The following is a 14,700-nucleotide window of genomic DNA, read 5'->3' as shown; positions in this document are numbered from 1 at the left end:
TCCCCGCCGTCCCTGCGGACCCCCCCCTCTTCCGCGCGGTGCCGGAAACAACCCCGGGTGGCCTGGCGCTGGGCGGGGGCGGCCGCCCCCCCCCCCCCCGGCCCCCCCCCCCCCCGGCCGGTACGGACTTGGGCTCCGGCGCGGGGCCGGGGCTACGCGTCGGAGCCGGAGCTCGCGTCGGGCTCGGAGCCGGGCGCGGAGCCGGAGTCCGAACCGGATTCGGATTCGGAGCCGGATTCGGGCTCGGGCTCGGGCTTGGCGGGCTCGGCCGGGGTTTCCTCCGGTTCCGGGGAGGAAGCCTCCGGAAGCTCCGCCGCAAGACTTGCCGCAGCCTGCACCAGCGGCAGCGCGAGCAACGCCCCCGCCCCCTCACCCACCATCACCCCATGGTCGAGCAGCGGCTCGAGCGCCATCCGGTCCAGCGCCTTCGCCTGCGCCGGCTCCCCGCTGCGCTGCCCCGCCAGCCACCAGTCCGGCGCCCGGAAGGCGACCCGCTGGCCGACCAGCGCGCACGCGGCCGACACGACCCCGTCGAGGATCACCGGCATCTTCCGCACCGCGCTCTGCAGCAGGAAGCCGGTCATCGCCGCCAGGTCGGCCCCGCCCACCGTCGCGAGCAGCTGCAGCTGATCCCCGAGCACGGGCCGGGCCCGCCGCAGGGCGTCGCGCACCGCGGCGCACTTGCGCATCCACACGAGGTCGTCGATGGCCTGCCCGCCCCGCCCGGTCACGACGGACGCGTCGGTCCCGCACAGCGCCGCGACGAGGACGGCCGCCGCCGTGGTCCCGCCCACGCTGATGTCGCCGAGCACCACCAGATCCGTACCGGAGTCCGCCTCCTCGTCCGCGAGGGCCACTCCGGCCCGGAACGCGGCCTCCGCCTCCTCCAGGGTCATCGCGTCCTCGACGTCGATCCGCCCCGAGCCGCTGCGGACCCGGTGCCGTACGACCTCGTCGGGCAGCCCCGCGGGATCCGCCTCCAGCGACATGTCGATCACCCGCACCGGCACGCCGAGCCTGCGGGCCAGCACCGACGCGGGGCTCGCGCCCTCCAGGACCGCCCGCACCAGCCGGCCGGCACCGCCCGCGGGGCGCGCCGACACGCCGAGAGCGGCGATCCCGTGGTCGCCCGCGAACAGCACGGCACGAGGGCGCTCGATCGGCCGTACCGGCACCGCGGACTGCGCCGCCGCCAGCCATTCGCCCAGGTCGTCGAGGCGGCCCAGCGACCCGGGCGGCACGATCAGGCGCTCCCGGCGCGCCTCGGCGTCACGGCGTACGCCTCCGTCGGGACGCTCGATCAGATCGGTGAAGTCGTCGAGATTAAGCGAGCTCATTCGCCGAACAGTACCGGCACGGATCGAACGCGTCCGCGCCACGTCGCTGCACTCCGAAACCCTTTCCCATACGTACCGTTTGTATCGGATTGTCGTACGGCTCGTCCCCGACAGGAGTGTCCATGCCCACCGCCCCGCCACCGATCGCCGAACGCCGTGCCGCCTACGCGGCCGAACTCGCCCAGGGCACCGCCCGGTTCCACGAACCACGCCGCGCCGACTGCCCCTGGTGCGGCTCGAAGCGCCTGCGCACCCGGCTGCGGACGCCGGATCTGCGCAGGCACAGGCCGGGAACGTTCGTCGTCGACGCGTGCGGGGACTGCGCCCACGCCTTCCAGAACCCCCGCCTCACCCCCGAAGGGCTGGCCTTCTACCACCGGGACCTGCGCGAGGACGCCTACGAGAGCCTCGCCGGGCGGCTGCTCGGCGCCCGCGGCGGAACCGGACGCCACCTCGCGGCGGCCCGCGCCCTGCTGCCCCTCGCGGAGCCGGAGAGCTGGCTCGACGTCGGCACCGGGCTCGGGCACTTCCCTGCGACGGCCAAGAAGGTCCACCCGTACACGTCCTTCGACGGTCTCGACCCGACGCGGCGCGTCGAGCGGGCGCGGGCGGCGGGACGGGTGGAGGAGGCGCACGTCGGACGGCTCACCGACCCGGGGATCGCGACGCGGCTGCGGGCCCGCTACGACGTCGTGAGCATGTTCCACCACCTGGAGCACGCACCCGAACCCCGCGAGGAACTGCGCGCGGCGCTCGCGGTGTTGAGGCCCGGAGGACACCTCCTGGTCGAAGTGCCCGACCCCGACTGCGCGTTCGGCGCGCTGCTCGGCAAGTGGTGGCCGGCCCACGGCCAGCCGTTCCATCTGCACCTCGTGCCGCTGCCCAACCTGCTCGGCGAACTCGAAGCCCTCGGCTGCGTGGTCGTCGCGACGGACCGGCGCGCACCGCACGTTCCCCACGACCTCTCCGGCGCCCTCGCCCTGGCGCTCGGCCGCGCACTCCCCGGCCCCGACGTCCCCTGGCGCCCGGCACCGCCGACCCCCTTCCGGCGCGCCGCGCGGCCGGCCCTCGGCCGGGCGTTTGCCCCGCTCCTCGCCTCGGCCGCCGCGCTGGACCGGCTGCTGGCCCCCCTGCTGCGCCGCACCCGCTTCTCGAACGCGTACCGCGTCGTCGCCCGCAAGGAGCCCTGAGCCCGTCGCCCGCGGCCGCGGGCGAACCGGAAACCCGGTGCGGGGGACCGGGGTCCGGGAAGCGGGCCCGGGTCAGCCGCGCAGCGTCAGCGCCTGCCCCGCCACCACCAGCAGCACGTGTTCGCACTCCCCGGCGAACGCCGCGTTCAGCCGCCCGAGTTCGTCGCGGTAGCGGCGCCCGGAGGCCGTGGCGGGCACGATGCCCGAGCCCACCTCGTTGGAGACGGCGACGAGCGTGCGGCGGGTGGCGCGGACCGCGGCGACGAGTTCCTCCACGCGGGCGCGCAGGGCGCGTTCGCCGCCCCCGGACCACTCGGCGTCGTCCCAGGCGTTCACCGAGTCCATGGCGTCCGTCAGCCACAGCGAGAGACAGTCCACGAGCAGCGCCGGGCCCTCCTCGGCCAGCAGTGGGACCAGGTCGCAGGTCTCGACGGTCCGCCAGGAACCGGGCCGCCGCTCACGATGGACGCTGACCCGCTGCGCCCATTCGGAGTCCCCGCCCCGGGTGCCCCCCGTGGCGACGTACAGGACGTCGGGGAAGGCCTCCATCCGCCGTTCCGCCTCCACCGACTTGCCCGAACGCGCCCCGCCGAGCACCAGCGTCCGGCGCGGAACGTCGGGCACGTCCTCGTAGACGCCCACGTCGAGCGTCGTCCCGTCCGGCACGGCCCGCGCGCCCGCCGCGGCGAGCCTCCTGCGCAGTTCGGGCCCCGGGGGCACGTCGTGGTCGAGGTGCACGGCGATCACGTCCGTCGTCGGGTCGACCGCCCCGGCCGCGCGCAGCCGCGCCAGGGCGTCGGGACGGCCCACCACGTCCAGGAGCACCATGTGGTACGCGCCGCCGTTCTCGTCCAGGCCCGCCGGCGCCGCGCCCGGCGGCAGGTACAGCAGCCGCTGCCCGGCCGGGCCGGTCACCGCGTACCCCGTGCCGGGCGCGTCCATCGGCACCGCCCGCACCCGGTGACCCTTCAGCAGCGCCAACTCCTTTCCGTCGGGCACCCGGCCGGGCTGCGGCAGCCCGGCCGGCACCTCCACGGCGGGTCCGTCGTGCGGATGGGAGAGCAGTACCTGCCGTACGCCGCCCAGAGAGTGTCCGGCGCGGGCCGCCGCGAACGCGGCGCCGGGGGTGAGGTCGAGCAGCAGTGTGCCGTCGACGAGCAGCGCGGTGGCCGCCCGCGCCTCCCCGCCGAGCGCGCTCGCGCAGGCGGCGCAGGGACAGTCGGGGCGGGGCAGGCCCGCGGGGGCACCGGTGCCGAGCAGAGTCAGTTCCACGCCGCCGATTTTTCCGTGTCCCCGCACGTCTTGCGCGTCCGGCTAGGCTTCGGACGGGAGACGGATCTTGTCCGGCTTCCGCTGTGCAGTGTGCTCACACCTTGGAGGCGTACATGGCGGCATGGACGTGGCGGTTCGAGAAGTCCGACGGGACAGAGGTCCAACCCGCGGTGCAGCCCGAGGAGTTCACCACCCAGGGCGATGCCGAGTCCTGGATCGGTGAGGTGTGGAAGGACCTTCTGGCGGGAGGCGCGGACCAGGTGTTCCTCTTCGAGGACAGCACCCAGATCTACGGTCCGATGAGCCTGCACGCCGAAGCGGAGTAGGCCGGCAGGGGTTGCCGGGGAACCGCCCCGGCAACCCGTCGCCGCCCGCCACGCGATCCGTGCGGGCGACACCGGCGGTCCGGAGCCGTGCGGCGGCCCGGGGGCGTTCGGCACTCCTGGGGGCGTTCAGCCCCGCACACCGCACAGGTGCAGGAGGGCCGCCACCTGGCGGTAGGGGTCCGTCCGCCCGGCCCGCTCCTCCGCGGCCAGCAGCGTCTTCGCGTCCGGCGGCACCGGAGCGCCGTCGGCCGCCGTGTCCGTGAAGACGCGCACCCCGTACCAGGCGTGCAGCGGGGCACCGATCCCGGCGAGCGTGGCGGTCAGCGTGGCGAGCCGGTCGGCGCGGACGTCGAGACCGAGCCGGTTCGTGTAGGCGGTCGTGTCGAACGAGGCCAGCGCCGCCGCCCAGTCCCCGCCGATCCCGGGCCGCATGGCCAGCGCGTCCGCGTTGCGCACCAGCAGCGACAGCAGCCCGCCCGGGGCCAGCATCCGCGCCAGCCCCGCCAGCAGGGCGTCGGGCTCCTCGACGTACATCAGGACGCCGTGGCACAGCACCACGTCGAAGCTGCCCGGCAGGAAGTGCACACCGGTCTCGTGGCCGTCGCCCTCGATGAGGCGCACCCGGCTCCGGATGCCCTCGGGCTCGGCGGCCACCGCCTCGCGGGCCACGGACAGCATCGTGGCGTCCTGTTCGAGCGCGGTCACCTGATGACCGGCCCGCGCGAGCCGCAGGGCCTGGGTGCCCTGGCCCGCCCCGACGTCGAGCACGCGCAGGCGCTGCCCCACCGGATACCGCCCGGTTATCTGCTCATCGAGCTGCCGGGCCACCAGTTCCTGCCGTACGACATCCCGCAGCCCGCCCAGCCTGCTCAGCCAGGCATCCGCCGCGCCCCCGGAGAACGACGTAGTGCTCAGAGCCGCTCTCCGCGCTTGACCTGCGGCTTCGGCAGCCGGAGTCGACGCAGCTGGAGCGTGCGCATCAGGGCGTAGCGGACCGCGCCCTTGGTGTTCTCGTCCGGGAAGCGCGCATTGAGCTGCTTCCGCAGGCGGATCGCGATGACGACCATGTCGACGACGATCATCACGATGATGACCAGCCAGAGCAGCAGGGCCACGTTCTTGAGGACGGCGGACGGCACCACGCTCAGCATGAGGATGATCACGGCCAGCGGCAGGAAGAGCTCGGCGACGCAGAACCGCGAGTCCACGTAGTCGCGCGCGAACCGGCGCACCTTGCCCTTGTCGCGCACGGGCAGATAGCGCTCGTCACCGTTGGCCAGCGCCTGGCGCTGCCGCTCCATCGCCGCGCGGCGGTCGTCGCGCTGGCGCTTGGACGCCTCCTTGCGCGTCGTCGGCGTCTGGGCGACGCTGCGGCGCTGGGTCTGGGCCTCACTGCGCTTCGGCGTGGGGCGGCCCTTGGGGGCCTGGGGGTCACGGGTCACTTTGGAGTCGGTCACCGGCGCCTTGTCGGCGGGGGCCTTCTCTTCCTTCGCACGGCTTCGGAACACAAAACCCAAGGGTACGGGGTCGGCGAGCATGGACGTCGGCCGAGTGGGGAACGATCCGGCAACACCGTGCGTCTGTGCTGGACAGAGGGGACGTCGTTCAGGGGTGCACCCCGGGTGCCACCTACTCCTCACGCCGGAGCGGTGGCGGGCGCAGTCGTCCTTGGGGATGAGCGCATCCGTCCCCGAACAGTGCGGTAATGGATGCAGGGCCCGTACTGTGGGTCCTGTTGCAGTACCTGGAGCTGGAGTCCGTCAGAAGGGGGCGCGCGAAGCCCATGAGCGGTGTCATGAAGCGTATGGGGATGATCTTCCGCGCGAAGGCGAACAAGGCCCTTGACCGGGCCGAGGACCCGCGCGAGACCCTCGATTACTCCTATCAGAAGCAGCTGGAGCTGCTCCAGAAGGTCCGGCGCGGCGTCGCCGACGTGGCGACCAGCCGCAAGCGCCTCGAACTGCAGCTGAACCAGCTCCAGAACCAGTCCTCCAAGCTGGAGGACCAGGGTCGCAAGGCCCTCGCGCTCGGCCGCGAGGACCTCGCCCGTGAGGCGCTGTCGCGCCGCGCCGCGCTCCAGCAGCAGGTCACCGACCTGGAGACGCAGCACCAGACCCTGCAGGGCGAGGAGGAGAAGCTGACCCTCGCCGCCCAGCGTCTGCAGGCCAAGGTCGACGCCTTCCGTACGAAGAAGGAGACGATCAAGGCGACGTACACGGCGGCCCAGGCCCAGACCCGGATCGGCGAGGCCTTCTCCGGCATCTCCGAGGAGATGGGCGACGTGGGGCTCGCCATCCAGCGTGCCGAGGACAAGACCGCGCAGCTCCAGGCGCGGGCCGGCGCGATCGACGAGCTGCTCGCCTCCGGAGCCCTCGACGACCAGTCCGGGCTGGCGAAGGACGACATCCAGAGCGAGCTGGACCGGATCTCCGGCGGTTCGGACGTGGAGCTGGAGCTGCAGCGCATGAAGGCCGAGCTGGCCGGTGGCTCCTCGTCGCAGAAGCAGGCGATCGAGGGCGGCACGGGTCAGGACCGGCCGGCGTCGCAGCCGCAGGACACTCCGCGCTTCGACAAGCAGTGACCGGGCGGGCCCAGGCCTGAGGAGGCGACATGATCGTACGGATCATGGGGGAGGGGCAGGTGAGGCTGGACGACGGCCGGCTCACCGCCCTGAACAAGCTGGACAACGAACTGCTCGCCGAGATGGAGCGGGGGGACGAGTCCGGCTTCCGCCGCACTCTGGGAGCCCTCCTGGACGCGGTGCGCGACGCCGGTACCCCGCTCCCCGACGACTCGCTGGAGCCGTCGGAGCTCATCCTCCCGTCCGCGGACGCCACCCTCGACGAGGTCCGCGCGATGCTGAGCGACGACGGCCTGATCCCCGGCTGACCACACCGCGCCACGGCTTCCGGGCCCGAGGGCCCGTGCCCACCGGACCGGAAGCCGGGCCCGCGCGCAGTCGTGCCGTACCGGCCGGTCCCAAGCCCGGCAGGGCCCCGTACCGTGGACCGGATGAGCACCCTGGAGCGTACGAGGGACTGGCTGCGGGACCACCGCCTCGCCCTGGACGCCGCCCTCGCGGCAGGCGTCCTCGTCGCCATGGTGGCCGGCTCCTTCGCCGAATCGCACGGCGCCGGCGGTACGACCTGGAGCGCCCGCACCCCGGACGTCCTCAGCCTCGCCCTGATGGGCCTCGGAGCCGCGGCCCTGGTCTTCCGCCGCCGCGCCCCGATGACGGTCCTCGCGGCGACCGTCGGCTTCTCCCTGGTGGAGCTGGTCACCGCCGACCCCCGCGCCCCGGTGGCCATGTCCGCCGTCGTCGCCCTCTACACCGTGGCCTCGACCACCGACCGCCCCACGACCTGGCGCGTCGGCCTCCTCACCATGACGGTCCTGACGGCGGTCGCCATGCTCGCCGGGCCGCTGCCCTGGTACGCCCAGGACAACCTCGGCGTCTTCGCCTGGACCGGCATGGCCGCCGCGGCCGGTGACGCCGTCCGCAGCCGGCGGGCCTTCGTGCACGCGATCAAGGAACGGGCTCTGCGGGCCGAGCGCACCCGCGAGGAGGAGGCACGCCGCCGCGTCGCCGAGGAGCGGCTGCGGATCGCCCGCGATCTGCACGACGTCGTCGCCCACCACATCGCCCTCGTCAACGTGCAGGCCGGAGTCGCCGCCCATGTGATGGACAAGCGCCCCGACCAGGCCAAGGAGGCGCTCGCCCACGTACGGGAGGCCAGCCGGTCCGCGCTGAACGAACTGCGCGCCACCGTCGGCCTGCTGCGCCAGTCCGGCGACCCCGAGGCCCCGACCGAGCCCGCCCCGGGGCTGGCCCGGCTGGACGAGCTCGCGGACACCTTCCGCAACGCGGGGCTACCGGTCGAAGTGGCCCGGTCCGACTCCGGCACGGCGCTGCCCGCGGCCGCCGACCTCGCCGCGTACCGGGTGATCCAGGAGGCCCTGACCAATGTGCGCAAGCACGCGGGACCGGGAGCCAAGGCCGAGGTCAGCGTCGTCCGGGTCGGGCCGGTGGTGGAGGTGACCGTCCTCGACAACGGCCCGGGACAGGGCGACGGTCCCGACGGCGCCGGACAGGACACGGGCGCCGGACAGGACACGGAGCCGGACGAGGGCGGCGGCCACGGGCTGCTCGGCATGCGCGAGCGCGTCACCGCGATCGGCGGGAGCTGCACGGCCGGTCCCCGCTACGGAGGCGGGTTCCGCGTCCATGCGATCCTTCCGGTCAAGAACCGCACACCCGCCCTGGGGGACCCCGTATGACGATCCGTGTCGTGCTCGCCGACGACCAGGCGCTGCTGCGCAGCGCCTTTCGCGTGCTGGTCGACTCGGAACCCGACATGGAGGTCGTGGGGGAGGCGTCCGACGGCGCCGAAGCCGTGGCCGTGACCCGGGACGAGCGGGCCGACGTGGTGCTGATGGACATCAGGATGCCGGGCACCGACGGACTCGCCGCCACCCGGATGATCACCGCCGACCCGGGCCTCGCGCACGTACGGGTCGTGATGCTGACGACCTTCGAGGTCGACGAGTACGTGGTGCAGTCGCTGCGCGCCGGCGCGTCCGGGTTCCTCGGCAAGGGCGCCGAGCCCGAGGAACTGCTGAACGCCATCCGGATCGCCGCGGGCGGCGAGGCGCTGCTGTCCCCGGCGGCGACCAAGGGACTCATCGCCCGGTTCCTCGCGCGAAGCGACGACGAGAGGCCCGGCACCGCCCGCTCCCAGCGGCTCGACGCGCTCACCGGGCGCGAGCGCGAGGTGCTCGTCCAGGTCGCCGCGGGCCTGTCCAACGACGAGATCGCCGAGCGGCTCGAAGTGAGTCCGCTCACGGTGAAGACGCACGTCAACCGGGCCATGGCCAAACTCGGGGCCCGGGACCGGGCCCAGCTGGTGGTCATCGCGTACGAGTCGGGCCTGGTCCGCCCGAGGGTGGACTGAGCGTTACCCGGGCGTACTGCGCCTGGAGTAGGTTCCGGGTAAGGAAATGGACCCAGGGGCTACGGATCGTCGCCCTTTCATGGCCCAGGGTGTGACGTGGGGAGTTCCCCCGTCCCCCGCATTCCGCTCGAACCACGGAAAAGAGACCCACCACCCATGTCCTGGCTGTCCAGATTCAGCCTCGCGCAGCGGGCCCTCATCGGGCTGATGTCGATCATCGCGCTCGTCTTCGGGGCGATAGCGATCCCCCAGCTCAAGCAGCAGCTGCTGCCCACCATCGAACTGCCCATGGTGTCGGTGCTCGCGCCGTACCAGGGTGCGTCTCCCGACGTGGTCGAGAAGCAGGTCGTCGAGCCCGTCGAGAACAGCCTCCGGGCCGTCGACGGCATCACCGGTGTCACCTCCACCGCGAGCGAGGGCAACGCCGTGATCATGGCGTCCTTCGACTACGGCAACGACACCAAGCAGCTCGTCGCCGACGTCCAGCAGGCCGTCAACCGGGCCCGCGCCCAGCTGCCGGACGCGGTCGACCCGCAGGTCATCGCCGGTTCGACCGACGACATGCCGACCGTCGTCCTCGCCGTCACCTCCGGCCAGGACCAGCAGGCGCTCGCCGACCGGCTCGACCGCACCGTCGTCCCCGCCCTCGAGGGCATCGACGGCGTCGGCCGGGTCGATGTCGCCGGTGTGCGGGACCTCCAGGTCACCGTCACGCCCGACGACAGGAAGCTGGCGAAGGCCGGTCTCACCCCGGCCGCCCTCGGCCAGGCGCTCCAGGCGGGCGGGGCGACCGTCCCGGCCGGATCCTTCGACGAGGACGGCAGCAACCGCACCGTGCGGGTCGGCGGCGGCTTCACCTCGCTGCGCCAGATCCAGGACCTGATGGTCACGGGAGCGCCCGGCAAGAAGCCGGTGCGCCTCGCGAGCGTCGCCACCGTCGAGCAGCAGCAGGCCGCGGCCGACTCCATCACGCGCACCGACGGCCGCCCGAGCCTCGCCGTGACCGTCACCATGGCCCACGACGGCAGCGCCGTCGCCATCTCCGACGCGGTCAAGGACAAGCTGCCCGGCCTGCGGGCCGACCTGGGCAAGGGATCGGCGATCACCGTCGTCAGCGACCAGGGCCCGGCGGTCTCCAAGTCCATCCACGGGCTGACCACCGAGGGCGCCCTCGGTCTGCTGTTCGCGGTCCTGGTCATCCTGCTCTTCCTGGCCTCGGTCCGCTCGACGCTGGTCACCGCGGTGTCCATCCCGCTGTCCGTGGTGCTGGCCCTGATCGTGCTGTGGACCCGTGACCTGTCGCTCAACATGCTGACGCTGGGCGCGCTCACCATCGCGATCGGCCGGGTCGTCGACGACTCGATCGTCGTCCTGGAGAACATCAAGCGGCACCTCGGATACGGCGAGGAGCGCCAGGAGGCGATCCTCACCGCGGTCCGCGAGGTGGCCGGAGCGGTCACCTCCTCGACCCTCACCACGGTGGCCGTCTTCCTGCCGATCGGGCTCACCGGCGGCATGGTCGGCGAACTGTTCGGTTCCTTCAGCCTGACGGTCACGGCGGCGCTCCTCGCGTCCCTGCTCGTCTCGCTGACGGTCGTCCCCGTGCTCTCGTACTGGTTCCTGCGCGCGCCCAAGGGCACCCCGGCGGACGCCGAGGAGGCCCGCCGCAAGGCCGAGGAGAAGGAGGAGCGCAGCCGTCTCCAGCGCTTCTACGTCCCCGTCCTGCGCTTCGCGACCCGCCGCCGTCTGACCAGCCTGCTGATCGCGGCCGTGGTCCTCGTCGGCACGTTCGGCATGGCGCCCCTGCTGAAGACGAACTTCTTCGACCAGGGCGAGCAGGAAGTCCTCACCGTCAAGCAGGCGTTGAAGCCGGGCACCAGCCTGGCCGCGACCGACGCGCAGGCGAAGAAGGTCGAGAAGCTCCTCGACGGCGTCAAGGGCGTCAAGGACTACCAGGTCACCATCGGCTCCTCCGGCTTCATGGCGGCCTTCGGCGGCGGCACGGGCACCAACCAGGCCTCGTACCAGGTCATGCTGGAGGACTCCGCGTCCGCCAAGGACGTCCAGGACCGCATCGAGAAGGGGCTCGGCGAGCTCTCCGGTCTCGGCACCACCACGGTCGCCGCCGGTGACGCCTTCGGCAGCCAGGACCTCAAGGTCGTCGTGAAGGCGGCGGACGCGGACGTGCTGCGCGAGGCGGCCGGCCAGGTCCGGGGCGAGGTCGCCGAGCTGGACGACGTCACCGACGTCACGAGCGACCTCTCGCAGAGCGTCCCGCGCATCTCGGTCCGGGCCAACTCCAAGGCCGCGGCGGCCGGTTTCAACGACGCCACCCTCGGCGCGGCCGTCACCCAGGCGGTCCGCGGCACGACCACCGGCAAGGCGATCCTGGACGACGCCGAGCGTGACGTCGTCATCAAGTCCGCGAAGCCCGTCACCACGATCGCGGAGCTGCGCGCGCTGCGGCTCGGAGCGGTGAAGCTCGGCGACATCGCGGACGTGAAGCTCGTCGACGGGCCGGTCTCGATGACCCGCATCGACGGCCAGCGCGCCGCCACGATCACCGCCAAGCCGACCGGCGACAACACCGGCGCGGTCAGCGCGGACCTCTCGGCGAAGCTCGGCAAGCTGAAGCTGCCCGCCGGTGCCACGGCGTCGATCGGCGGTGTCTCCTCGGACCAGGACGACGCGTTCAAGAACCTCGGTCTGGCGATGCTCGCGGCGATCGCGATCGTCTTCATGCTGCTGGTGGCGACGTTCCGTTCGCTGGTCCAGCCGCTGATCCTGCTCGTGTCGATCCCGTTCGCGGCGACCGGCGCGATCGGCCTGCTCGTCGTCACGGGCACCCCGATGGGCGTCCCCGCGATGATCGGCATGCTGATGCTCATCGGCATCGTGGTGACGAACGCGATCGTGCTGATCGACCTCGTCAACCAGTACCGGGCGCAGGGCCACGGCGTGGTCGAGGCCGTCATCGAGGGCGGCCGGCACCGGCTCCGCCCGATCCTGATGACGGCACTGGCGACGATCTTCGCGCTGCTGCCGATGGCACTGGGCGTGACCGGTGAGGGCGGCTTCATCGCGCAGCCGCTCGCGGTGGTCGTGATCGGCGGCCTCATCAGCTCGACGCTGCTGACGCTGCTGCTCGTCCCGACGCTCTACGCGATGATCGAACTGCGCAAGGAGCGCCGGGCGAAGAAGAGGGCGGCGAAGCGGGAGGCGGCGGAGCCCGAGAAGACCCTGGAACCCGCCGGGGTCTGACCGCTCACCGCTCCGATGTCCCTTCCCCCGCACGGGTTTCATATCCTGTGAACTCGAACTGCTCTGCGGGGGAAGGGAATCGGGGCGTTGTCGCTGCACAAGGACGATCCGAGGACGCTCGACGGATACCGGATCGTCGACCGCCTCGGGTCCGGGGGTATGGGCGTCGTCTATCTGGGCCGCTCCCGGTCGGGCCGTGAGGTCGCGGTCAAGGTGGTGCACGCCCAGTACGCGCAGGACGACGTCTTCCGGGCCCGCTTCCGTCAGGAGATCGAGGCAGTCCGCAAGGTGAGCGGCGCCTTCACCGCCCCGGTCGTGGGTGCCGACCCGGAGGCTTCCCGGCCCTGGATGGCCACCCAGTATGTGCCCGGCCCGGCGCTCTCCGCCCTGATCCACGACACCGGCCCGCTGAAGGGGGCGCGGCTGCGCCTGCTGGCGCTGGGGCTGGTGGAGGCCCTGCGGGACATCCACCGGGCCGGGGTCGTCCACCGCGACCTCAAGCCCGGCAACGTCCTGATGGCCGAGGACGGCCCCCGGGTCATCGACTTCGGCATCTCCCGCGCGACGGAGAACCTGCCCCTCACCGAGACCGGTCATGTGATCGGCACCCCGCCGTTCATGTCGCCGGAGCAGTTCGAGGACGCCCGCTCGGTCGGGCCCGCCTCGGACGTCTTCTCCCTCGGCGCGCTGCTGGTGTTCGCCGCGACCGGCAGCGGCCCCTTCGACGCCGACAGCCCCTACACGACGGCGTACCGCGTCATGCACGAGGAGCCCTCGGTGGACGCGGTCGCGGAGCCGCTGCGCTCGCTGCTGATCCGCTGCCTGGCCAAGAAGGCCGGCGACCGGCCCGGACTGGAGGAACTGGGACGGGAGTTCGCCGAGACGCTGCCCGAGCCGGCGGCGGGCGACCCGGAGACGGTGGCCCTGCGGCTGCCGCCCGCCGCACCGACGCGCGAGGAGCCCACCCAGGCCGCCGCCGCACCTTGCCCGGCCCGCCGTTCCCGGCGGCGGTGGCCGCTCCTGGCGGCGACGGCGACCGTCCTGGCCGCGGCGGTCGGCGCCTACTTCCTGTTCGACCCCTTCCACCGACCGGACGGGAGCACAGCGTCGAAGGGGAGCACCCCGTCTGACAGAGCCTCCTCCGGCACCGCCCGCTGGGACCCGCTGCCCGCCGGCTGGAAGCCCTGGCGGACCTCGGTCTTCGGGGCCGCGCTCTCCGGTGTGACCCGGCCGATGAACGAGGAGGCGGGCTACGCCGGTAAGACCCTGTCCTGCGCGATGGGTGAGGACGCCCTGTACTGCGGGGGCGCCGGTCTCTTCCCCGTCCGGGTCGACGGGGCGACGGGCCGGCTCGCCTGGCGTGCGGACTCCGTGCCCTCGGGGGTGGCACGGGAGAACTACGACAGCACGGTCCTCGGGGAGTACGACGGTGTGCTGCTGGTCCGCCAGTCGGTCGTGAGCAGCTCGGGCGGCCCCCGGGCGGCCAAGGTCCTGGCCCTCGACTCCGGCACCGGTGAATTGCTCTGGTCGCGCACGATGAACGACGAAACCGTCCAGCCCGCCCTCGTCGGTGATCTGTTGCTGGTGCCGGACGGCAAGCGTGTGACGGCTCGCGACCCGCGCAAGGGCACCGCGCGCTGGACCACGGTCCTGCCCGCCGAGCCGGCCTACTACTGCAACTTCCTTGAGATCGGCGGCCTTCCGTACGCCGACTGCTCCGACCAGGCCTCCTCGGCGCGACGCACCGTGTTCTACGCCATGACCCCGGCCGACGGCACGACCCGGAAGGTGAGCGTGCCGGACGGCGACCTCGCGTACGTCGGCGACGTCGACGGCGATCTGGCCTTCCTGGACTCCGCCGACCAGGCCGAATCGGTCGAGGACCTGGTGTACGCCGAGGACTCGGTGTACACCGAGGTCCTGCTGATCGACCCGAGGACCGGGACCGTACGCAGGAAGAGCCTGCCGGGCAGCTCGCGCGGCGAGGCCACGCTGGTGGGCGGGGTGCTCTGCTTCGCCTCCTCCAACGGCCGGGTGACCGCGCACGACCCCGCGACGGGCAGGAAGCTGTGGGAGACCACGACCACTCTCCAGCAGCCCGGCCCGCCCTTCTCCGACAAGCGGGGACGCACCCTCTACACGGCCAGCGCCTCCGGACGGGTGGCCGCGCTCGACACGACCACGGGCCACCTGTTGTGGGAGTCCCCGGCACGGGCCGAGCAGGTCATCCGGACGAGCTTCCACCCGACGCAGGTGTATCCCGACGGGGGCTCCCTGACAGTCCTCAGCCCCGACGGAACCGTTTTCGCCCTGGACCCGGCCCACCCCGGACAGGAGCCGCTGTCGGGGTGATCCGGGTCCA

General features: G+C 72.9%; 12 protein-coding genes. 8 read left to right on the top strand and 4 right to left on the bottom strand.

The genetic code is table 11. From position 1 onward, the window contains the following. Window positions 1-152 precede the first annotated feature (152 nt). Window positions 153-1,337: a nicotinate-nucleotide--dimethylbenzimidazole phosphoribosyltransferase gene (cobT, locus tag ACH4S8_RS19595; RefSeq protein WP_398395548.1), complete on the bottom strand. Its 1,185-nt coding sequence runs from the start codon at window positions 1,335-1,337 to the stop codon at window positions 153-155. Between the two features lie 122 nt (window positions 1,338-1,459). Here cobT and ACH4S8_RS19590 point away from each other — a divergent pair, with 122 nt between their 5' ends. After that, on the top strand, window positions 1,460-2,527 hold the full coding sequence (locus ACH4S8_RS19590) for a class I SAM-dependent methyltransferase (RefSeq protein WP_398395546.1): 1,068 nt from the start codon (window positions 1,460-1,462) through the stop codon (window positions 2,525-2,527). A 72-nt stretch (window positions 2,528-2,599) separates the two neighbouring features. Here ACH4S8_RS19590 and ACH4S8_RS19585 read toward each other — a convergent pair whose 3' ends face one another. Next, window positions 2,600-3,799, bottom strand: coding sequence for a bifunctional adenosylcobinamide kinase/adenosylcobinamide-phosphate guanylyltransferase (locus tag ACH4S8_RS19585; RefSeq protein WP_398395544.1), 1,200 nt, complete (start codon window positions 3,797-3,799; stop codon window positions 2,600-2,602). Between the two features lie 113 nt (window positions 3,800-3,912). Between ACH4S8_RS19585 and ACH4S8_RS19580 the strand changes: the two genes are divergently transcribed. After that, window positions 3,913-4,125, top strand: a complete 213-nt coding sequence (locus tag ACH4S8_RS19580; protein WP_361691930.1) for a hypothetical protein — start codon at window positions 3,913-3,915, stop codon at window positions 4,123-4,125. A 126-nt stretch (window positions 4,126-4,251) separates the two neighbouring features. On the opposite strand, the gene ACH4S8_RS19575 is transcribed toward ACH4S8_RS19580, so the two are convergent. Next, entirely contained in the window at window positions 4,252-4,953 is a 702-nt protein-coding gene (locus ACH4S8_RS19575) for a class I SAM-dependent methyltransferase (RefSeq protein ID WP_398395542.1), read from the bottom strand. A gap of 83 nt (window positions 4,954-5,036) precedes the next feature. Further along, a complete protein-coding gene (locus tag ACH4S8_RS19570; RefSeq protein ID WP_398395540.1) occupies window positions 5,037-5,663 on the bottom strand; it encodes a DUF3043 domain-containing protein in 627 nt (208 codons plus the stop codon). 245 nt (window positions 5,664-5,908) lie between these two features. Here ACH4S8_RS19570 and ACH4S8_RS19565 point away from each other — a divergent pair, with 245 nt between their 5' ends. From ACH4S8_RS19565 to ACH4S8_RS19540, 6 genes are all read left to right on the top strand, one after another. Then, complete coding sequence (locus ACH4S8_RS19565; protein ID WP_398395913.1) at window positions 5,909-6,706, top strand: PspA/IM30 family protein; 798 nt, start codon at window positions 5,909-5,911, stop codon at window positions 6,704-6,706. Window positions 6,707-6,735: 29 nt separating this feature from the next. Beyond that, complete coding sequence (locus ACH4S8_RS19560; RefSeq protein WP_398395538.1) at window positions 6,736-7,014, top strand: hypothetical protein; 279 nt, start codon at window positions 6,736-6,738, stop codon at window positions 7,012-7,014. A 123-nt stretch (window positions 7,015-7,137) separates the two neighbouring features. After that, the gene (locus ACH4S8_RS19555; protein ID WP_398395536.1) at window positions 7,138-8,403 is read left to right on the top strand and encodes a sensor histidine kinase; all 1,266 of its coding nucleotides are present in this window, start codon (window positions 7,138-7,140) and stop codon (window positions 8,401-8,403) included. Continuing rightward, window positions 8,400-9,077 (top strand): response regulator, encoded by a 678-nt coding sequence (locus ACH4S8_RS19550; protein ID WP_398395534.1) that lies wholly within the window; start codon window positions 8,400-8,402, stop codon window positions 9,075-9,077. The genes ACH4S8_RS19555 and ACH4S8_RS19550 overlap by 4 nt, the downstream gene beginning before the upstream one ends. Before the next feature lie 156 nt (window positions 9,078-9,233). Then, on the top strand, window positions 9,234-12,338 hold the full coding sequence (locus ACH4S8_RS19545; protein ID WP_398395532.1) for an efflux RND transporter permease subunit: 3,105 nt from the start codon (window positions 9,234-9,236) through the stop codon (window positions 12,336-12,338). An 87-nt stretch (window positions 12,339-12,425) separates the two neighbouring features. Next, window positions 12,426-14,690, top strand: a complete 2,265-nt coding sequence (locus ACH4S8_RS19540; RefSeq protein ID WP_398395530.1) for a serine/threonine-protein kinase — start codon at window positions 12,426-12,428, stop codon at window positions 14,688-14,690. Window positions 14,691-14,700 lie beyond the last annotated feature (10 nt).

The sequence above is a fragment of the Streptomyces sp. NPDC021080 genome, from assembly GCF_044333225.1.
Classification (GTDB): Bacteria; Actinomycetota; Actinomycetes; order Streptomycetales; family Streptomycetaceae; genus Streptomyces.
This window is presented reverse-complemented; position numbering and strand designations above follow the sequence as displayed.